The organism is Bradyrhizobium sp. PUT101 (assembly GCF_052043945.1).
Taxonomy (GTDB): domain Bacteria; phylum Pseudomonadota; class Alphaproteobacteria; order Rhizobiales; family Xanthobacteraceae; genus Bradyrhizobium.
Genome location: NZ_CP197207.1, coordinates 2,268,452 through 2,288,978, shown reverse-complemented (window position 1 = coordinate 2,288,978; position 20,527 = coordinate 2,268,452). Strand labels below are relative to the sequence as shown.

At 63.5% G+C, this 20,527-nt stretch carries 18 protein-coding genes; 3 read left to right on the top strand and 15 right to left on the bottom strand.

All coding sequences use genetic code 11. The annotated features are described in order from the left end of the window. Positions 1-108: 108 nt before the first annotated feature. The 9 genes from ACSHT2_RS11170 to ACSHT2_RS11130 form a co-directional block, all read right to left on the bottom strand. Positions 109-1,071 (bottom strand): UDP-glucuronic acid decarboxylase family protein, encoded by a 963-nt coding sequence (locus ACSHT2_RS11170; RefSeq protein WP_440641611.1) that lies wholly within the window; start codon positions 1,069-1,071, stop codon positions 109-111. A gap of 167 nt (positions 1,072-1,238) precedes the next feature. Then, a complete protein-coding gene (locus ACSHT2_RS11165; protein WP_440641610.1) occupies positions 1,239-1,988 on the bottom strand; it encodes a glycosyltransferase family 2 protein in 750 nt (249 codons plus the stop codon). A gap of 11 nt (positions 1,989-1,999) precedes the next feature. Further along, positions 2,000-3,403 carry a capsular polysaccharide export protein, LipB/KpsS family gene (locus ACSHT2_RS11160; RefSeq protein WP_440641609.1) on the bottom strand — a complete coding sequence of 468 codons (1,404 nt, stop codon included), beginning with the start codon at positions 3,401-3,403 and terminating at the stop codon, positions 2,000-2,002. Between the two features lie 4 nt (positions 3,404-3,407). Continuing rightward, entirely contained in the window at positions 3,408-4,796 is a 1,389-nt protein-coding gene (locus tag ACSHT2_RS11155) for a surface carbohydrate biosynthesis protein (RefSeq protein ID WP_440641608.1), read from the bottom strand. A 69-nt stretch (positions 4,797-4,865) separates the two neighbouring features. Next, a complete protein-coding gene (locus ACSHT2_RS11150; protein WP_440641607.1) occupies positions 4,866-6,380 on the bottom strand; it encodes a hypothetical protein in 1,515 nt (504 codons plus the stop codon). Between the two features lie 10 nt (positions 6,381-6,390). Continuing rightward, positions 6,391-7,212, bottom strand: coding sequence for an SDR family oxidoreductase (locus tag ACSHT2_RS11145; RefSeq protein WP_440641606.1), 822 nt, complete (start codon positions 7,210-7,212; stop codon positions 6,391-6,393). A 13-nt stretch (positions 7,213-7,225) separates the two neighbouring features. Next, positions 7,226-7,927, bottom strand: coding sequence for an acylneuraminate cytidylyltransferase family protein (locus ACSHT2_RS11140; protein WP_440641605.1), 702 nt, complete (start codon positions 7,925-7,927; stop codon positions 7,226-7,228). Then, complete coding sequence (locus tag ACSHT2_RS11135; protein WP_440641604.1) at positions 7,924-8,832, bottom strand: Gfo/Idh/MocA family protein; 909 nt, start codon at positions 8,830-8,832, stop codon at positions 7,924-7,926. Before ACSHT2_RS11135 ends, ACSHT2_RS11140 begins: the two co-directional genes overlap by 4 nt. Further along, complete coding sequence (locus ACSHT2_RS11130) at positions 8,829-9,878, bottom strand: nucleotidyltransferase family protein (protein WP_440641603.1); 1,050 nt, start codon at positions 9,876-9,878, stop codon at positions 8,829-8,831. The genes ACSHT2_RS11135 and ACSHT2_RS11130 overlap by 4 nt, the downstream gene beginning before the upstream one ends. A 197-nt stretch (positions 9,879-10,075) precedes the next feature. On the opposite strand from ACSHT2_RS11130, the gene ACSHT2_RS11125 reads away from it, so the two are divergent. After that, positions 10,076-10,687, top strand: a complete 612-nt coding sequence (locus ACSHT2_RS11125; RefSeq protein ID WP_440641602.1) for an acetyltransferase — start codon at positions 10,076-10,078, stop codon at positions 10,685-10,687. Here ACSHT2_RS11125 and neuB read toward each other — a convergent pair. The 5 genes from neuB to ACSHT2_RS11100 all read right to left on the bottom strand — a co-directional run bounded on the left by neuB (position 10,684) and on the right by ACSHT2_RS11100 (position 16,479). After that, on the bottom strand, positions 10,684-11,754 hold the full coding sequence (gene neuB / locus ACSHT2_RS11120; RefSeq protein WP_440641601.1) for an N-acetylneuraminate synthase: 1,071 nt from the start codon (positions 11,752-11,754) through the stop codon (positions 10,684-10,686). The two genes, ACSHT2_RS11125 and neuB, sit on opposite strands and share 4 nt — an antisense overlap. Further along, positions 11,751-12,857 carry a UDP-N-acetylglucosamine 2-epimerase gene (gene neuC / locus ACSHT2_RS11115; RefSeq protein ID WP_440642815.1) on the bottom strand — a complete coding sequence of 369 codons (1,107 nt, stop codon included), beginning with the start codon at positions 12,855-12,857 and terminating at the stop codon, positions 11,751-11,753. The genes neuB and neuC overlap by 4 nt, the downstream gene beginning before the upstream one ends. 64 nt (positions 12,858-12,921) lie before the next feature. Then, on the bottom strand, positions 12,922-14,130 hold the full coding sequence (locus ACSHT2_RS11110; protein WP_440641600.1) for a LegC family aminotransferase: 1,209 nt from the start codon (positions 14,128-14,130) through the stop codon (positions 12,922-12,924). Then, positions 14,123-15,142, bottom strand: a complete 1,020-nt coding sequence (locus ACSHT2_RS11105; protein ID WP_440641599.1) for an NAD-dependent 4,6-dehydratase LegB — start codon at positions 15,140-15,142, stop codon at positions 14,123-14,125. The genes ACSHT2_RS11110 and ACSHT2_RS11105 overlap by 8 nt, the downstream gene beginning before the upstream one ends. A gap of 134 nt (positions 15,143-15,276) precedes the next feature. Continuing rightward, positions 15,277-16,479, bottom strand: coding sequence for an HAD-IIIA family hydrolase (locus tag ACSHT2_RS11100; RefSeq protein WP_440641598.1), 1,203 nt, complete (start codon positions 16,477-16,479; stop codon positions 15,277-15,279). A gap of 543 nt (positions 16,480-17,022) precedes the next feature. Here ACSHT2_RS11100 and ACSHT2_RS11095 point away from each other — a divergent pair. Continuing rightward, a complete protein-coding gene (locus ACSHT2_RS11095) occupies positions 17,023-17,787 on the top strand; it encodes a hypothetical protein (RefSeq protein ID WP_440641597.1) in 765 nt (254 codons plus the stop codon). Positions 17,788-17,797: 10 nt separating this feature from the next. Beyond that, positions 17,798-19,207 (top strand): DUF6418 domain-containing protein, encoded by a 1,410-nt coding sequence (locus ACSHT2_RS11090; RefSeq protein WP_440641596.1) that lies wholly within the window; start codon positions 17,798-17,800, stop codon positions 19,205-19,207. A 63-nt stretch (positions 19,208-19,270) separates the two neighbouring features. Here ACSHT2_RS11090 and ACSHT2_RS11085 read toward each other — a convergent pair whose 3' ends face one another. Continuing rightward, the gene (locus tag ACSHT2_RS11085) at positions 19,271-20,155 is read right to left on the bottom strand and encodes a class I SAM-dependent methyltransferase (protein ID WP_440641595.1); all 885 of its coding nucleotides are present in this window, start codon (positions 20,153-20,155) and stop codon (positions 19,271-19,273) included. Between the last annotated feature and the right edge of the window lie 372 nt (positions 20,156-20,527).

Here is a 20,527-nt window from a genome sequence, read left to right as displayed (position 1 = left end):
TTCCGCAAGGCTTCTCCGGCAAACATCTTTGTCTTGGTTCGCCGGTGTCCTATCCTGTCGGCTACATCGCAGCTATCCGCAACCACGGGAATGGCCCCGCGAGCCGGATCAGGCGATATCGAGCGAGTGCTTGAAATAGGCGATGGTCTCCTTCAGGCCGTCCTCGAGCGCGACCTTCGGCTCCCAGTTCAGGACAGCCTTCGCCTTGGTGAGGTCGGGCTGGCGCTGGCGCGGATCGTCCTGCGGCAGCGGCTTGAACTCCAGCCGGGAGCGCGAGCCGGTGAGCTTGATGACCTTCTCGGCGAGCTCGCGGATGGTGAACTCGGAATTGTTGCCGAGATTGATCGGGCCGGTGACGTCTTCGGCACTCACCATCAACCGCATGATGGCCTCGACGAGGTCGTCGACATAGCAGAACGAGCGGGTCTGACCGCCGTCGCCGAACACGGTGATCGGCTCGCCCTTGAGCGCCTGGACGATGAAGGACGATACCACGCGACCGTCATTTGGCTGCATGCGCGGGCCGTAAGTGTTGAAGATGCGCGCGACCTTGATCGGCAGGCTGTGCTGGCGCCAATAGTCGAAGAACAGCGTCTCGGCGCAGCGTTTGCCCTCGTCGTAGCAGGAACGGATGCCGATCGGGTTGACGTTGCCCCAGTAATCCTCGGTCTGCGGATGGATCAGCGGATCGCCATAGACCTCGCTGGTGGAGGCCTGGAAGATGCGCGCCTTGAGCCGCTTGGCGAGCCCCAGCATATTGATGGCGCCATGCACCGAGGTCTTGGTGGTCTGCACCGGATCGCGCTGGTAGTGGATCGGCGAGGCCGGGCAGGCCAGGTTGAAGATCGCGTCCACCTCGATGTAGAGCGGGAAGGTGACGTCGTGCCGGACCGCCTCGAACAGCGGATTTGCGATCAGATGGGCAATGTTGCGCCGGCTGCCGGTGAAATAGTTGTCCGCGGAGACCACCTCGGCCCCCGACTCGAGCAGTCGCTCGCAGAGGTGCGATCCGATGAACCCGGCTCCCCCGGTCACGAGGATGCGGCTGTTCCTGTAGTTTTCAAACGGCATGATCGGTTCCAGACTGTTCGCAGGAGAGCGGGCTGAGTGGTATCGGCAACGGCTGGACTCGCCAATAGCCAGATGGCTTGGATTGAGGTATTTTAACACCTCTACTGTGCATGGGGTTGTTTTCGCGTTTTTTCAGGGTGGGCAGCGCCGGCTGCCCGGCGATCAGTCTAGAACTCCCGCCGCTTCAACCAGGCCCGCGCCCCCCAATAGCCGAAGCACCAGGCCGATCGGACCAAGGAGAGGTGCTCGACATTGCGGTAAATCTGCCAGACCCATTTGGCCGAGCGCACCGGACGGCTGGAGACAGAGGAGCCCCTGACGCGGTAGCGCGCAAGATCCTCGTTGAGACCGTATGCGGTATGGCCGCGCTTGAGGATCGAGAGCCACAGGCAGAAATCGTCATACCCCTCGTTCTTCATCGCGATGGGGCCGGCGATTTCGCGGTCGACCATCGCGGTCAGCGTCGCGATCGCGGTGTTTTTCAGGAGCTGCCCATAGCTGAGCGAGGCCGGCACCTCGATCAGCCGTCCGGTGACCGTGCTGGTCTCGTTGATGCGGCGGAAAGCGGTGTAGCTCAGCGCGGCCTGCTTCGCCTTCGCGAAGGCGAGCTGCCGCTCCAGCTTCTCGGGCAGCCACAGATCGTCGCTGTCGAGAAAGGCGAGATAGCGGCCCTGCGCCCGGTCGATCGCGGCCTGGCGCGCCAGCGCCGGCCCGCCGTTCTTCGCCTGCCGGATCAGCTTGACGCGAGGATCGCGCTCGCCGATGTCAGCGATGATCTGCGGTGTCCTATCGGTCGAGCAGTCGTCGGCGATCAGGAGCTCCCAATCGGAGAAGCTCTGGTTCTGCACCGAGCGGATGGTCTCCTCGATCAGACCTTCGACGTTCCAGGATGGGGTGATGATCGAGACGAGCGGCATGACGAATCCGTTCAATTCGCGCGAGCGGGCTCAGCGATCGCGGCGCGCAAGGAGGCCGCGAAAGTGTCGAGCAGCTTGGGATCGCTGATATAGAGTTCGCCCGGATAAGACCTGCGCCAGGCCGATTCGAAATAGGGCGCACCCTTGGTCGGATCGAATGGCCCGGCGGAGAGCGCCTCGCGCAGCCGCGCGGGCACGTCCGCCAGTCGGTCGACCGCGTAGACCAGCGGGCAGGAGCGATAGAACGCATCGCCCATCACCACGACGGGCTTGCCGAGCAGCAAGGCCTCGGCGCCCGACTTGCTGTTGACGGAGATGACCGCATCGGCGCGGCTGAGCACTGTGTAATTGTTGGTCTGTGGCGGCAGCAACACCAAATTGTCGAAGCGGCGCGCCAGCTCGAACAGGCGATCGGCCGAGATCGCGCCGATCTGGGCGGGGTGTTCCTTCACCACCAGCACATGCGAGTCCGGGATCGTCCGCAGCAGGAAGTCGACGGTTGCGACCTGGTCGAGATAATCGGGCGAGCGCAGCGTCAGCGCCATGTCGGCCGGAACGTGGAAAGGATAGTAGACGAAGGGCGCCCCGGGAATCGGCTTGTAGAGCTTGCGCAGCCGCGTCGCATTGAGCGCCATCGCCGCGTGCACGCGGGCGTGGCGCAGATTGTGTCCGAACTCCTGATGCTTGCCGAGCGCGAACTGGTCCCACAGCTTTTCGGTGAGGCGGCGGGCGTTGCGCAGGTTCACGACCTTCTTGAAAGCCGCCGAATAATGATGCTGGTCTTTTTTGGGGATGACGATCGCGCGCTGGGTCAGGGTGTCGTCGAGATAGGCGCGTACATCTGACGACACCGAATCTGCCGGCGTCGGCATCACGTCGGGCGCAGCGAGACTGTCCGGCGTGAAATACATCCGGCCGCGAAAGAACGAGGGCTCGATGAACCAGTTGCGGATGTCGCGACGCCTGGCGGCGTAGAAGCTCGCGATGACGGAGAGGAAGCCGCCGAGTTCCTGAACCAGTTCGACGCGCTTGCCCTGCGTCTCCAGGCGGTCGAGCAACGCCTCCATCGCGTTGGCATAGATCATGAACCGCCGGCGAAGCGCGGCGGTGTCGCGGATGCCGAACGTGAACCGCTCGTGGCTGAACAGGAAATTGGTCCCGTCGAGTCCGTAGGCGGCGACGCGCGCGTCGAACGCGCGGCGATCGTCGGGCGACGGACCGGTCTTGAGACCGTCGCGATACATGTTCGTGACCGGCACGCCTTCTGCCGCCGACATCTCGGCGCTGCGATCGTCAAAGGCGAGCAACTCGACATCGTTGCCTGCCGCACGCAGCCGCTGCGCGACCGGAATCCAGAACCGGGTCTGGTATTCGGCGAGCGTGGTGATGAGAATGGTCTTCGCGGATGTGGTCATGAGTCTATCGGGCGGGTTCGATGGCGATGCTCGCGAGCGGCAAGCCTGTCGTCGCGCAGTGCGCGCGTCTTGCGGTGAATTGCGCCGGGCTCGCACGGTCATGAGTTGCGATACGCTGCAGCAGAGCCTTGACGAAGACCGGCCCGATCTGCTTGTCGCGCCGGGCCGGGTTGAACCGGCTGCGCAGTCGTTCCGTCACGGCCGATCCGAGCGCGGCGCTGGCAGCACCTTTGACGATCTGGCCGACGCTCGGCTTGTCGCGCGTGCCCTTCACGGTCGCCAGCAACGACACGTAAGGCCGGCGCGCAGCCGCAGCGCGCGTCAGGACATCAGCGACGCGTTCGGCGGCTTGCCCGTCGTTGAGATGGAAGAAGGCCTCGATATCGGCGGCATGAACCCGGGCGAAATCGAATGTCTCGGTCTCGCGCTCGATGCGGTCGATCGCGCCAAGCAGCTCCTCGAAGGAGGCGACCGGCCGGCTCACGCGCGCGGGCAGCGCTGCATGTCCGGCGGTGATCGGCGTGTTCAGATATTCGAGCTGGAGCGGAAGCTTTCCGAGCAGGACCGATTCGACGGCCGTGCCGCAGTTGAGATGAACGACCGCGGCCGCGTTGCGGATGCGGTCGAGTACGCTGCCGCTGCCCTCGATCAGGACGTTGGCGTGGCGCGCGAGCGCGTTGCGATAGACCTCCTCGCTCTCGAAGGGATGCGGACGCACCAGAATGGTGCGGTCAGGCCGCGCTGCGGCGAGCCGGTCGATCTCGGCGAGATAGTTGGCGAAGACCTGCTTCAGGTCCGCGATGAAGCGATCGACATAGGCTCCATCCCAGCCGGCCCGCACCATCGCTTCGCGCTCGCCGCCCGGCTTGCCGGTGAAGCGTGAATTGACCAACGGGAAGTTGGCGTTGACGAGCAGGTAGTCACGCGGTTCGCCATCGAGCAGCGCTCGCCAGCGCGGCGCCGCAAAGTCGAAGCGCGGGCATCCGGTGAGGTGAAGCTGCTCCGGCTTCATGGTTCCGGCCGCGAGGAAGGCCTCGTGCAGCCGGCTGCCCCAGAAGAAATAGCCCGCCAGGATGTCGGCGTAGCCGCTGTCCTTGATGTGGGCCGCCATTGCCCGCGGCGAGTTGCCTCCCTTTTCCGCGAGCACGCCGCCTTCGGTATCGAGCACGTATAATGCGAGCCCGGCCCGCGCAAAGCTGCGCATCAGATCGAGATTGACGGGACGCGCGTAGTTGACGACGAGCGCGTCGAGCCCGAGCCTCGGAACGTCGACAGCTTGCTCGTACATCGGCACCAGCACGACGGAGACGCCGCGCCGCGCCAATTGATAGCCGAGCATGACTGCCCCCGGCAGGTCACGCTTGGGGTGATCGACCACCAGGCCTATGCGCACCGTTCACGTCTCCTCGTGTCGACCAAGACCGTCATAGATCTCCCGAACATGCTGGTGCAAGATAGCAAGCTAGGTCGACGCCCAGCCGAAGCGATGGCCAAGTTCCCTGAGGATCGCCTGCTGGCGGTCTTCCAGAACGAGAAAATACTGTACCACCCAGCTCACCACGCAAAACGAGGCGATCGCCAGCCCAAGCGCCCCAAGTCCGTTGATTGCCAGGTGGTCGGCAAGCGCGAGAAGCAGCAGGCCCAAGACCAGGAGAATGGCGGCTTGGGCGAGAAGTGCTCTAAGGAGCCGGTAGGAGTCAAGCTGCAACCCGCGACTCACGGCGCCGATCTGCAAGGGTAGAATTACGGCGTTGCCCACCACTTGGCCGAGGATCAGCGCTCGCTCGTCGAACAAGTGTAGCGTCGCGATCGCCACCACCGCCCACACCGCGAGTTGATAGATCATGAGCCGGTTCAGGCGCGACTGCACATCCGTGCGGGTCAGGAACATGACGTTGCCGAAGGCGAGGTATTGAGCGCAGATCGGGACCACGAAGCTCAGGCCCATCCAGAAGGCGTAGGGGGCCATCTGTGGCCCAATCCACACCTGCATGATCTCGCGCGACAGCACGGCGGCCGCCATCAGCGGCGGCACCGTGAACATCGGCAGGATGATCAGGCCGAATTCGCCGAGGCGCTGGAACGCAGCAGCGTTGCCGCGCTCGTCCAGGCGGCTTGCCACAGGCAGCAGGGCCGAGGTCAGGAGACCAACGACGATCTTGGACACCCGCGGCAGCCTGACCACGGTGTCATACACCCCGACACCCTTCGGCCCGAACAGGAGTCCGACTAGGAAAGGCTGAATCGGCAGCGCCAAGCCGCCCGTCAGCTTCCCCTGCGCGAACAAGGCGCAGCGGTGGAACAGCTCGCGTCGGATCGGTACGTCCCACATTGCCAGCCTGACCTTGCGTACGACGGCGACGAAGGCGGCGGCGAACACCAGACATGCGCGCATCAAGGTGCTGGCGAGATAGATATAGGCCACCAGCTCGAACGAGGCCGCGGTGCTGGCGGCCCAGATCGTGCAGGCCACATAGGCGATCGTGGCGCTCACTTCCGCCAGCCGCAGGACATTATAGCGCTCAAAGCCCTTGACAATGCCTTCCCAAACCAGCGCCGGTATCAGCACCAGGTTGGCGAGCGCAGTGTAGCGCAAGATTTGCGAAAACCTGTCGGCGTGAGCAGCATCGACGCGGAGCGCGATGGTCAGGTAGGGCGCGCTGACCCAGATCGCGACCGCGAGCAGTCCTGCGAGCCCGACGGCCATTACGGTGAGAAGCGCAAGCTGCTGGCCAGCAATGCGCCAATTGCGATGCTCCCGCGCCCGCGCGACTGCTTGCGTCGTAACCTCGGAGAGGCCGAGATCGAGCAGTCCCATCATGCCGTTAGGAAGCAGGATGCGGGCCAGAACGATGAGGCCGAACTCGGTCACGCCCCAAGTGCGGATGATGACGGGGATAACGACGAGGCCTAGCACCGCCGCAATCCCGAAGGCCGCGCCGGATATCAACGTGTTGCGGATCAACTGTTTGAGCATGCTCCGCCGCTCACCACGCGCTCAGTCCGCCATCGACGGCGATGTTCTGGCCGGTGACGTAGGAGGCCGCATCGGACACCAGAAACAGCATCGTGCCAACCATCTCGTCGGCGCGGGCCATCCGGCCCAGCGGAACGCGGGCGCCGTAACGCTGCTTGAAGGTCTCATTCTGTCCGCTCTCGACGCCGCCCGGGGTGAGCGTGTTGACGCGAACGCCCTTCGCCGCCCAGTAGGTCGCCAGGTGCTTGGTCAGGCCGATAACGCCTGCTTTGGACGCCGTGTAGACCGCGGGCGTGTTGATGGCGCGGCCGAGATATTCGGAGCCTTCGTAGATGCGCTGGTCGGGGGCCATCAGGCCGTAGATCGATGCGGTTTGCACGATGGCGCCGTAGCCGCGCTCGGCCATTCGTCCGCCAAACACCTGCGCGACGGTGAACATGCCGTCGAGATTGACAGCCATGATCTCGCGCCAGGTCTCCTGCGAGAATTTCTCGACCGGCGCGAAGAAGGCGTCCACGTCGCGGGTCTTGCTGGCCGCGTTGTTGAGCAGAATCGAGACCGGTCCGAGGTCGGCCTCGATCGCATCGGCCGTGTTGCGCACCGCATCAGGGTTGGTGATGTCGCAGCCGTAGCCCCTGGCGCGCACGGCATGGCGTGACGCGACGTCGGCTGCCGCGGCATCGGTTGCGGCCTGATCGAGATCGACGATCGCAACGTTGGCGCCGAACTCGGCAAGGCCATCGGCAAAGCGGCGCCCTAGGATGCCGCACCCGCCGGTGACGACGGCAGTGCGCCCGGTCAGATCGAACAGAGCCTTGAAGCTCGTGGTCATCGCTTGAGCCTCCTCAGGCCGGCAGTCGTTGGCGCAGTAACAGTTCCACCAGCGCAAAATCGAGATCGGAATCGATGTCGATCGAGCGCTCTTCCGGCATTTCGAACAGACGCGTGTCAGGGTAGAACACTGCGGGCTGCTCCAGAAAGGGCGCGACGCGCCAGACATAGATCGACGCGTTCATGTCGAAGCAGCGAGGCGCATCCTGCCGTCGCGTGACCGGAGGATTGGCGGATTTGGAGAGGCCGACGCTGCCGTCAGCGCGCTGTTCGACAAGGTTGAAATAGGGCGAGCGCCGCGCCGGCGCCCCGGTAATGACATTGCGGGCGCCGCTCTCGCGCAGCAGTGCCACTGCACCGGTGATGTCGGAGGGCAGCCTGAGCGGCGACGTGACGTCGAGATCGACGAAGATCTCCGGCGTCGTGCCCATTTGCGCGATCGCCTGCTCGAGACAATGGCGGATCGCCGGCAGCTTTGGCGCGGTATCGGTCGCCATCTCGTCGGGACGCCTGACCGCGATGTCGGCTCCGGCCTTCAGCGCTGCGTCGAGCAGGGCGTCCGAATCGCTGCTGAAGGCGATCGCATCGAACAGGCCGGTCTCGCGCGCCTGCGCGATGCTCCACGCGAGCACGGGCCTGCCCAGGAGGTCTCGCGCGTTCTTGCCGACGACGCCTTTCGAGCCGCCGCGCGCGCAGATGGTGCAGACGAGACTCATGGCGATACCCAGGTCTTGGTGCGCAGCGCGCGCTCGCTGGCGTCGATCAGATGCACGACACCGAGCGCCTCGGGCAGCGAGCAGACCGGGCTCGCGCCACGCATCGCCGCGACATGCATGTCGCGATAGCTCTGGTCGCGCTCGCTGGGAATCTCTGTTGCCTTGCCGTTGACCGTGAGACGGCTGCCGACGAGATCGGCCTCGATGGTGTCGTCGTCGACATTGACGCGAATGCGGCGGATGCCCTGGCGATCGAGATAGTCCATGTGGACGTGCACCGATGGCGCCCGCTGCATATCCAGCAACAGGTCGAGGTGGTCGTCGACGTCGACGTCGCGAACTCCGGAGGCCCCGCCGAGCGCTGCGACGCGATGCCATGGCCCGAACAGCCACAAGAGATAGTCCAGTTCGTGGCTGAGATCCCGCAGCACGCCGCCCCCGGAATCAGCCGTGGCGGATGCGGTCGCACGGTGATCGCGGCCCGGCCGCCAGTCCCTGATGTCCTGGCCGACATAGGCGCCGACCGTGATCACGTCGCGCCCGCGCAGCCTTTCGGCCAGCGCCGTCATCACGGGGTGAAAGCGCAGATTGTATCCGACGCTGACGTGGGCGAAGGGATATTTCGGGGGCGGTGCCGGTCTTGCGAATAGCGGCTTTTCGACGAGGACTTTGCCATGGAATCCGGTCTGCGCGAGCTCTTGCAGATTGTCCGCATGGCGCGCGGTTTCGGTGGCGATCACCACGTAGTCCGGATGCGCCGCCGCGACGGCCTGCGCGATCGATCCGTAGTCGCCGCCTTCGCGCCGGCTGACTGTCGCGACCCGAAGGCCGAGCTCGTGCAGGACCCGCGCATGCCTAGCGCCAATCGAGCCGAGGCCAACCACGACGGCGGTTGTCGAGGTCACGGAAAGACCTCGTGAAACTCTGCATGCGCCTGCTCGAAATCCTCCAGGCGGCCGATATCGAGCCAGTACTCGCGAATGGGAAAGACGGCGACGCGTCCCTTATCGGCGATCACGCGCTCCAACACGGTCGGCATATCGATGCTGACCCCTGGGGCGACATGGCGGAAGACGGAGCTTCCAATCACATATATGCCGGCACTGACGAACCAGCTCTCGGTCGGCTTCTCGCGAATGGTCTGGAGAAAGCCCTCCGACGTGGAAACCACGCCATAGGGGACGTGCACCTTGTGCTCACGAACGGCCATCGTCGCTTCCGCCGGCGTTCCGTTGTGGAAGTCGAGAAGCGCTCCGTAGTTGATCGTGGTGAGGATGTCGCCGTTGGTGACGATCATCGGCAGATCCGGCGGTGTCGAAAAGAGACCGAGCGCACCGGCGGTACCGAGTCGTTCGGTCTCGTGCACGTATTGGATGTTGGCACCGAAGGCGGCGCCATCGGCAAAGTAGTCTTTGATCGTCTCGGCCTTGTAGTTGACCGAAATGAAGATGTTTCCAAAACCCTGCTGCACCACGTTACGGACGATCGTCTCGAGCAGTGGTCGGCCGCCGACATTGAGCATCGGCTTCGGCACGTCGCGCGTCAGCGCGCCCAGACGCTCACCGAGGCCGCCGGCCATGATCAACACAGGGTTCGGATAATGACGCGGTTCGAGCAGCTCATCGAGCGTCTCGACCACGACCAGATGGCCGCCCCCGTCGACAAGCGGGAGCTGCTTGATCGACCTCTGCCGCATCAGCTGCAGGCGATCCTCGCGCGGCAACGTCGCAGGGGCCGACACCGGTGCCCGGTTCATGATCTCGGTCGCAAGTCCGGTGAGGGGGATGCCGCGCAGCAGCCCGCGCCTGACGTCGCCGTCGGTGACCACGCCGAGCAGACGGTTCTGGTCGTCGAGCACCAGCGCAATCTGGATGCTTCCGCTCTCGATCGCGGCGATGGCCTCGCCCACGGTCGCCTGGGTACCGACGACGGCTTTGCGCCAGGATTTCATGGCAATCTGCCTCGTATACGCAAGATATTGGGGGCGGCCCACGGCTGAGCCTGCTATATCGCGGCTGCGAGAGGCGGCGTCAACCCCGCCAGGGGCCTCGGCGCTGACCTTGTTAATCCCCGTGTTTTCTGGTCAGGCCGGGCGGTTTGAAGTGTCGCAGCCCGGTCGCTAAGGTTGGTCGGTGCAGGGGAATCGCGATGGACGATCTGATCATCATCGGCGGCGGCGAGCATGCCTTCATGGTCTATGAGGCCGCTCTCCTGTCGGGCCAGTTCAACGTCATGGGTTTTCTCGATCGGCAGCCGGGAACACTGGGCGATGCGCGCTATCTCGGAACCGACGACGTTGCGTCGAACTATCCGGATGCTGCCTTCGTGGTCGGAATCGGAACGATGCAGGCGGGGCCTGCGCGCCGGCAGATGGTCGGCCGTCTGCAGCTCAAGCGCTGGGCGTCGGTGATTCATCCGCGCGCGTTCGTCTCGCCGTCGGCAACGATCGGCGCGGGCAGCGTCATCATGCCGGGTGCGATCGTCAATGCACGCAGCATGATCGGCAATCACTGCATCATCAATTCCGGCGCGGTCGTCGAGCACGACGTGCGAGTTGGGCACTGCACGCATCTGTCTCCCGGAACCGTAATCGGCGGCGGTGCAGAGATCGGCGACAACAGCTTTGTGGGGCTCGGCAGCCGTGTCCGCGATCACATTTCCCTCGGCAATGATACGCTGGTGGCGATGGGTTCTGTCGTCACGGCTTCATGGCCGCCCGGCTCCGCACTGCGCGGGGTTCCTGCGAAGCCTCGTCGTTAAACCGGATCGTCCGGTTCGAGCGCCCGCGGCGCCGCTGTTCCGATCAAGGACCAATAATCGATCGGCGGCCGTCCGGTGCCCGGCCGCTTGGCCGTGATGTCGGCCGGTCCGATGATCTCGCCGGCCCTCAGCGCGCGCGCCGCCACGATGCTCTTGCGCGCCACCGGGACGTTCCTGATCTCGGATTCCTTCGGCGTCTTCACGCCGTCGCCGAGCGCGGCCTCGACATTGCGGATGGCGCTGACCATGCGCTTGAAATCGTCCGGCTCGAGTGAGGCTGCGTGGTCCGGGCCGGGCGCATCGCGATCCAGCGTCAGGTGCTTCTCGACGATGGCCGCGCCGAGCGCCACCGCGGCGACCGAAATCTCGAACCCATCGGTGTGATCGGAATAGCCGACCGGAAGCTGAAACGCCGATCGCATCGTCGCCATCGCGGCGAGGTTCACATCGGCGATGGGGCAGGGATATTCGGTCGTGCAATGGAGCAGGCTGACGTGCCGCGCCAGCGCGGCGCGTGCCGCCGGATCGCGCCATGCTGCGCGGAATGAGGCGACGCCTGCGGAATCCTTGCGCTGCGCGTAGCCATGGGCCAATACACCCAGCGCTTCCTCAACCTCACCGAGCGTTGCCATGCCGGTCGACAGGATCAGCACGGCGCCGGCCCTCGCCGCTGCATGGAGCAGCGGCGCATTGGTGAGATCGCCCGAACCAATCTTGATGCGCGTCAATTTCAGAGACAAAAGGAAGTCGAGCGAAGCATCATCGAACGGCGTCGACAGGAATTCGATGCCGCGCTCCTTGGCGCGCGCGATCAGCGTATCATGCGCAGCCTGCGGCAGCTCGAGACGCTCCAGCATGGCTAGCTGGCTCTCTCCGGCATCGGTGGTGCGCTGCTGATAATCGGCCTTCTTCGCCGCGCCGCCCGCCAATGCCTTGGCATTGAAGGTCTGGAACTTGACGATGTCGGCACCGGCATCGGCTGCCGCATCCACCAGAGCCAGCGCCTTTTCCAGGCTGCCGTCGTGATTGACGCCGGCTTCCGCGATGATCAGCGTGTGCGTCGTCATGGCCGCGCTCCGCTTGCGGGAAGTTCGTAAAAGCCCTTGGCCAGAAGCCGCCTGAAATCCGGGATACCGGCGACAATGTTGGCAAATCGCCGGCTGGATTCGCCGTTGCCGTAGGGGTTGACGGTGTCTTCGCGGCCGCGCTGGAGTCCTGCCGCGATGGCGGCGGCAATTGCGCCACGTTCGGGCGCGGCGTGAAACACCGAGGCCGCGCGCTCACGCCCCTTCTGACGGTCGCCGATATCCACCGTGGGAACGCCGAAGGAGGGTGCTTCGAGCACGCCACTCGAGGAGTTGCCGATCACCACGTCTACCTGGCTCATCAGGCTGAGGTAGCGGAGCTGTCCGAGCGAGGCGACCGCAATCGTGTTCGGCCGGCCCGCCGCGAAGGCCTTGGTTCTTTCGTTTAGCGCGCGGCCTTCGGCATCGGCATTGGCGAGCGTGAAGATAAGACGGAAAGCGGGATCGAGTGTCGACAACGCAGCAAACAACTCGTCCAGCTCGGCCACCGACCGCCCGGCTTCGACCGTGACTGGGTGAAACGTGATGAGTGCATTGCGTTCGCCGAGCGGCATTCCGACCGCGTCGCCTATGTCGTCGCGGTTCATCAGATCAAGATGCTTGATGGCGTCGATGCCGACCGAGCCGATGGTATGGATACGGGACGGGTGCTCGCCAAGTTGCATCAACCGCCGGGTCGAGCCCTGATTGCTGGTGAAATGGAGGTGTGACATCTTGCTGATGGCGTGGCGCGTGGATTCGTCGACCGCGCCTTCGGTGACGTCTCCGCCGAACAGATGCGCCATCGGCAGTCGCATGAACATTGCGGCCTGCGCGGCGGCGAACATCTCGAACCGGTCGCCGAGCACGACGACGAGATCTGGTTGCAACCGCGTGAATGCGTCGGCAAAGCCGATCACGCCGAGTCCGACCGATTTGGCGACTCCGGCGCCGGTATCGCTGCTCAGCAGCGTCTCGACGCGCTCGTCGACCTCAAAACCTTCCGCGCGGATGGCGTTGAAGGTGTAGCCGAACTCTGGCGCGAGATGCATGCCGGTGGCGATGAGCTGAAGCGTTAGGCTTGGCGTCTGACGGATTGCGCGCATCGGCCAGACCAGCAGCCCGAAATCGGCCCGGCTACCGGTGACGAAGCAGATTTTTCGTGCGCCACTATTCATCGCGGGGCCTGATGCTGGCGCTGCTGGGCAGGTTGATCAACCGGCGTTCGATGGATTCCGCGACGGAAAGATCGCCGCGGGGGCTTTGCGCGAACATCGGCAGCCTGTGCATCAGGGTCCAGGCCGGGCGCGCGCCGAAGCCCGCTTCGTTCAGCGCCGTGAGAACGTCGTCGCGTCGCTCGGCATGCGCCTCGTCGAGCAGGATCGCATTCAGCCAGTAGTTGCTCGTGGTGTCCTTCGGCTCCCGCGAGAAGCGTACCCCCGGGACATGCGCGAACGCACGTTCATAGGTGGCCGCCAGCCGGCGCTTGCTCGCCAGGAAGCCGTCGAGCTGCTCGAGCTGCGCGCAGCCGAGCGCGGCGTTCAGATTGGGCAGGCGGTAGTTGAAGCCGATCTCGTCGTGCACGAAGGCCCATTTGTGCGGCAGCTTCGCGGTCGTGGTGAGATGTTTGGCGCGGCGTCCCAGTTCCTCGTCATTGGTGAGGATGGCGCCGCCGCCGCCGGTGGTGACGATCTTGTTGCCGTTGAAGCTCAGCGCCGCGAGCCGCGCCTGCGATCCGACGGCGTGACCCTTGTAAGTCGAGCCGAGCGATTCCGCGGCATCCTCCACCAGCGCAATGCCCCAGTCGTGCGCGATGGCTGCGATCTCGTCGAGTGCAACGGGATGCCCGAACGTGTGCATCGGCGAGATCGCCGCGATGCGGCGTCCGGTCTCGCGATTGATCGTGCCTCTTGCAGTCCGCTCCGCAATCGCCCCGAGGCGCACCGCGAGGGCGTCGGGATCCATGCCGAGCGTGGCAAGCGAGCTGTCGACGAAATGCGGCGTTGCGCCGCAATAAGCGATCGCGTTCGTCGTCGCGATGAAGGTCAGCGCTGGCGAGATGACCTCGTCACCGGGCTCGACGCCAGCGAGCCTGAAGCAGGCATGCAACGCGGCCGTGCCGTTGACGACAGCGACCGCGCGTTTGGCGCCGGTGAGCTCCTCCAGCATGCGCTCGAACCGATCGACAAAGGGGCCGACCGAGGAAACGAAGGTGCTCTTGATGCACTCTTCGAGGTAGGCAATCTCGTTTCCGGCGAACACCGGTTCGTGCAGGCCGAGGACGCCGTTCGGCGTTCCTACTGCGTGCCGCACGGCGTCGACGATCGTCTCTGGCTTGAAGCCTGAGCTGGTCACGATACTGTCCATCGCCTCAGACATTGTAGACGTCGGCCTTGTAGCGGTTGAGGTTTGCGGGATTGGTGAACCAGTTGACGGTCCTCACCATGCCGCGGCGCATGCCCTCGACACCGCCGAATTCAGGGCTCCAACCGAGCTGCTGGCGTGCCTTGGAATTGTCGGCCCAGAGCCGCTCTACTTCGCTGTTGGCGGGACGCAGGCGCGCCTCGTCGGTCTCGATTTCGATCGTGGTCCCCATGACATCGGCGATCATCTCGACGGTCGCACCGACCGAGATCTCGAAGCCGCTGCCAAGATTGATGGTCTGGCCGACGCATTGCTCGGCCGGCGCGGTGAGGCCTGCGATGAGGCCGCGCGCAGTGTCGGTGACGAAGGAGAAGTCCCGCGTCGGACTGACGGCGCCGAGACGGATCTTGCGCTTGCCGGTCGCGATCTGGCTGATGATGGTAGGGATCACCGCGCGCGCCGACTGCCGGGGGCCGAAGGTGTTGAACGGGCGGATCACAACGACCGGCATGTCGAACGAGGCGTGGAACGACAGCGCCATCTGATCGGACGCGATCTTCGAGGCCGAGTAGGGCGATTGGCCCGCCAGCGGATGGCTCTCCTTGATCGGGACGATCTGCGCCGTGCCGTAGACCTCGCTGGTCGAGGTCTGCACGAAGCGCCGCACGCCAGCCATGCGCGCCGCCTGGAGCACGTTCACGGTGCCCTTCACGTTGGTGTCGACATAGGAGTCGGGCGCGACGTAGGAGAAGGGGATCGCGATCAGCGCCGCCAAGTGTAGCACGTCGGTGCAGCCGCTGGCGGTTGCGATCATGAAATGCGGATCGCGGATATCGCCGGCGACCACCTCCACCGATTTCATGATGTCGGCGGGAACCGTGTCCAGCCAGCCCCAGGAATTGAAGGAGTTGTAGTAGACGATCGCCTTGACGCGGGCCCCGGCCTTCACCAGCTCCTCGACGACATGCGAACCGATGAAGCCGTCGCTGCCGGTAACGAGGACGCGGGCGCCACTTAGATCTGCCATGCCGGACCCCAGAAGGCGATTAAGCCTGTGTTCACAAGAAGATGGCGCTATAGCACACTGGCGGTTGCGCGCAACAGAGCAGCACCGGAAAGCTGCCAAATGCCCGGGGATGCAGCAGTTTTCGTGACGCGCGCCTAGGCTTGGCCGGCCGGGATGAGGCGCTGTCTCACGAAGGTCTCCAGATTGCCGCCCTCGAACAAGTGGCCGGCGAGGCCGGCCGCACGAGCGGCTTCGATGTCGCTCGGCTTGTCGCCGATCACCATGCTGCGCGTCATGTCGATCCGAAAGCGCTGCGCGAGATCGGTGATCATGCCCGGCGCCGGCTTGCGCCGGTCGCTCGTGCGGCAATAGCGCGCGACGGTTCCTTCGGGGTGATCGGGGCAATACTCGAACGCATCGACATGCGCGCCGATCAGCGCCATCTGGTCCGCCATCCAGCGATGCAGCGCGACCACGTGATGCTCCTCGTAATAGCCGCGTGCGACTCCGGATTGATTGGTGATGACGAAGGCAAAATAGCCGGCGTCGTTGACGGCCTTCACGGCCTCGCGTGCGCCCTCGATCCATTCGAGCTTGTGCGCCTCGAAAGTGTATCCTGAATCATGGTTGAGCACGCCGTCGCGATCGAAAAAAACGGCCGGCCGCCGCAGCTTGTCCCGCAATTCGCGGTCGGCGCGCGCAAAATCGTCGGGAATGCCGATGTCGATAAAGTAACCGCGATAGGCGGTGCCGCGCAGCGCGCCGGAATTGGCTAGGCCAGGGAATACGTCCTGCTCGAGCGAGGCGGGAAGCTTTGTGATGTCGGCAAGAACGGACTTGTCGATGATGTAGATGCCGGCATTGACCGGTCCCGTGGCACCCACACCCGGGGCGATGAAGTCACGCACTACGTCACCGTCGAGGACGACGCGCCCATAGCGGTCGCCGACGACGCCGTCGCGCAACGCCATGTGAACGTGCCCCCCTTGGGCGCGCACGATCAGGTCGAGCAGGTTGAAATCGAACAGCGAATCGCCGTTGAGCAGCAGGAAGCGGTCATGCAGCAGATCTCGCGCGTGCACGAGCGCGCCGCCGGTGCCGAGCGGCTCGGTCTCGCGCGACACGATGATTCGCGTCGATCCCCTGGCGGCCGCGGCGTAGTGCGTCTCGACGATCTCCGCCTTGTGGCCCGCAAGCAGGAGAATTTCATCGAACACGCCATAGCGTACGAGTTCGTCGATCAGCGTGTCGAGAAACGGCCGCCCGCCAATGTCGAGCATCGGCTTCGGCACGGTTTTGGTGCGTTCGCCGAGGCGGGTGCCGAGTCCCCCGACGAGGACGACGGCCTGTCTCAGCATGACGGCTCTCCCCCTCGGCACCTCCGTCGAAGGTGAGCAACAAATGTCTGTCTCAAGGTTCTGGCTCTCGTTGGATTGAGCTGTGGTGGCCGGATCTTCTCACAACGTCGGTCGATCGTTGATAAATAGCCTGGTGGACGCGACACTGAGTGACAAAGACCCCGCACCAACGCTTGTCAATGGCGCGCTGCTCGCTGCGACAGGAACTGTTGTGTTCTCTGTTTACGCGTAGCGACGCCCGGAGGCAACGAGCAAGGGAGAAGTCGTGGACTCTCTTGTTGAACGAACCGGCGGCGCGGAGCGCAGGCGGGCGATCATACCAGGATCGTTCATCGAGAGCCCTTTGCCATGGGCCGATTGATCAACCAGAGATAGCTCAGTATGATAGTGATTGGGTTCCCCATCCGTGTTGTGGGGGTTGCCGGGGACAAGAGTCACATGCCTATGGCCGAGCGTACGCCGCGAGCTCCAGCGTTTCAGCAGCTCGCGAGATGGTTCCATGGTGCTGTCCGAGTAGTGCGGATACATTGGGTCCTTTCGCTCATGATCGGGGCAATCCTGTTGGCTGCTCTTGGCTCCCTTGCCGTCGGGCGGAAGGTGGAATCCTGGACCGCGACCTCGACGATCGCGATTGGTACAATGCCCACTCTCGAAAGTATTCTCGGGCTCGCTGGGGCCGCGGTTGAACCCGTGGAGAGTGCTCGCGATCTGGTGACACGAATCGGAGCGGTCCAATTTCAACGCACTGTTCTGGCCGATGCTCGCAAGGCGCTTCCCGACTCGCGGGGGGCGTTCGGTGGAGCCTCATTGCGCGGGATCGTTATTGGCGATTCGTCGATCCGCCTGGAGGCGAGTTCCGCCTCGAAAGAGGGGGCGGCGACCATGCTTCAACAAGCTGTTCTTGCGATCCAGGCCGCACATCAGAGATTGTTCGAGCCGAGGATCGAGTTGTTGCGTTCGGTGCGCGCGCGCCTGCAAGATGCGAGGGCGCTGCTCAACGATGCATTGAGGAAGGGCAGGATGGACTTCACGCCGGCTCGGCCGGACGGGATTTCCACCGGGGCTGTTTTCGTGGAGAGTCCAGGGGCTTCGGTCGACCGGATGCTCAACATCGATACGCGCATTGCTCTACTGGCTTATATCGAACGCACCGTGAGGATGACGGGGCCGCAGGATGGCTTGTCTCCCGCGACGGAAGGGCCGAGGGAAGTCAATCTCGTACAAAGAGCCATCCTGGCGGGCTTGGGCATTCTGCTTTTCGTCGGTCTTTTGAGCTTCTTTCTGAGGCGGCCGGCGCGTCTCGGCTAGGACTTCGGCAATGACCCTTCTGGCTGGAGCCTCCATACTACTCTTCATCGTCTGGTTGGGACTGTTCAGGTCGGCGATCCTCATTTGCCTTGCCTTCCTTTTGTTTACCTTCGCATGGCGGACGATCTCGTCGCTCTATATCGATCTCACGGGGCCCGTGTTCTCGTCCCAGCTTCAGATGTTCATTGGACCCGGCGTCATGACGGTGTTCCAGTCGATCGCGTATTTTCTGACGCTTCTTCCCTTCCTCTGGGTCTTCAATTCGAGGGCGCTCGATGAATGGGCACGGGCGGCTCCAACTCCCGGGCTGCCTGCGTCCCAATCCCGGCTGACCCTTTCGGACGTCACGTTCTACGCGTCCATCCTCTTCTTGATCTTGCTTTTCGGTGCCCTGATTCAGGGAGGTGTCATTCCGCTGTTTGCCAAGATCGAGCGTTGGACCTTCAACGAACAGGCCAATTTTCTCCATCGCCTGGTGATCGAGCGAGGCGACATGCTCTGCTTCTGGTGGGGGACCATGTTTGCGGCCGAGCGACTGCGACGCCAGCGATACGATTACCGCTTCGTGGGTTTGCTGGCCGTCCTCACCTTCTACATGTTTCTCGCAGGCGGGCGCTTCTCGCCGTTCTACCGATATTGTGCGTTCTTTGTCATACCGTTTTCCGCGGTGCTGATCGTTCAGGCGCGAGATCTCGGGAGCGCAAGTTTGTTCAGCTTGCTGCCCCGGATTACCGACCGCCGCATCGTGCTGGCCGGTACCGGCGTCATTGTGCTGACGGCCATGATGATTGCATTCGCGCTCTATTGGAATCTGACCAGGGTCCGAGGGTTCGAAGGTCAGGCGGCGCTGGATGCTTTTGTCGAGCGCGTTCTGGTGCAGCCCTCGGAGATCGGATGGGCGTCCTATCAACGCGTTCTGGTCAACGGAGATTGGGACGCGCGCCACGTCTTCGATTTTCTGTTCGACCGCCCCATCGTTGCGGGACGGAACACGACCCCGCAGCTTCTGATGTCCGAAACCATTGGTGAGCCGCGGACGACGGAACACATCACAGGCGGTTTTCAGTTCGCGGGCGGGTTTCCCGAAATTTTCTTCGAGCTGTTTGGTCCTTATTTCGGCTGGATCTTCCTGCTGGGGGCCGGTTGGCTCACTGCGCTCCTCTCAGCTGTCATGATCCGGTCAATCATCGTCGAACGATATCTGACGGCGACTCTATCTTTCTACGTGCTGTACGGCATCTACGTGATGTATATCGGCGGCATGCTGAATTTTGTCGCGACGCCGACATATTGGGTGAAGATTGCTGCGCTGTTTGCGGCAATCATTATCGAGGAGCGGGCGCCCATTCTTCCGTGGGTGCTGGCCGATAGGACTCGATTGTTTCGCCGCCTTGTGGTGCGACGTCCGCAATCGCTCTGACACAGCCCGCAATTCTGCCAAGCAACGAGCAAACGGCGATCTTCAATTTCGGTTCGATGGTCTTCAATTTCGGTTCGATGGATCGGCCGGACGGCCGATGATCAGGGAGCCAAGCGTGAACAGATCCTCTTCGGAGAAGCCTCTGAAGCATGGGGCCAATCGTTCCAGAATATGCCGCTCCGGCGGCCGGCGATCGGGCTGATCGCTGAGTAGCTCAAACCCGGTCTCTCTAAATAGTTTCAGATACTCGCTGTGGCGCAAACGATTGACGTACTGGAAACGCGACTGGAAGGGCGCCCAATCCTCCCCGGAATAGGTCAGAAAGTTGAACGAGCTGATGGACGGATCGAAGCCTTTGAAGTGGTCGCCATAGTCGATCTGCATGAGGACCAGTCCGTCAGGACGCATGATGCGTCGCAACTCCTTCAAGATCGCCGCGATGTCATCCTTGGGAATGTGTTCGAGCGTTTCGACGGAGACCGCGCAGTCGATCGAACCGGCCGGCAGGCCTGTCGTCCGGGCATCGGCTGGCGCGCGATAGTAGATCCTCCACGAACGTTCGAGGTCGTCTAGGGAATTGATATCGGGGTGGCTGGTGCCGCTGAGTCTGGAAATGGCGGCGGCATTGGAGCGGATCAGCTCCAGCTTGGCCAAGCGCGCGATGTCGACTGTGATGAAGCGCTGCGCTCCGTGCGCGCTGAAGGCGAGCGGAATGATCGGATCGCGCCCGGCGCCGAACTCGAAGCAAGTCGAATCCCGTAGCGGCTGCAGACTGTACGCTTCGTGAACGCCCAGCAGCCGCCGCGCGAGCGTGTAGACGGATCTGACCTGCTTCTCGGGCCGCGGCAGCCGTCGAGTGACGTAACGCTGCAGAGCGTAGTGAATGTCTTCGCCAAAAGGGATGTTCGACAGCACCGAGAACGCTCGCGCCTTTGTCTGCCAGCGCACGTCAGTGATTCCTCGGCCGAATTGACGTCGTGATTGAGTGGTGCTGACGAAAGATCGTGGAAGCACGGTGGAGGTCCTGGAAAAGCCGGTGATGCGGCTGTGCAGGCAGGTACCAAGTCACATAGCCAGCTTCGGTCATACAGGAGCCGCAATGCTAGGTTTTCTGGCGTGGGCGGAATCGCACTCGACCGAGGTCGAGTGTCATCTTTTCCGGCAGCCTCGCGGCCAGAGACAGGTTGCCATCTGGGCTGCTGGCGTGCTCGTGGCAAGCCGTGTTTTCCGAACCGCTCGGTGCGGCTCCATTTCCGATTGATTCCACTGTCGGCTGAGCGTAAACAGACGCTCAAATTGCGTCGGTGTTTTAGCATACGG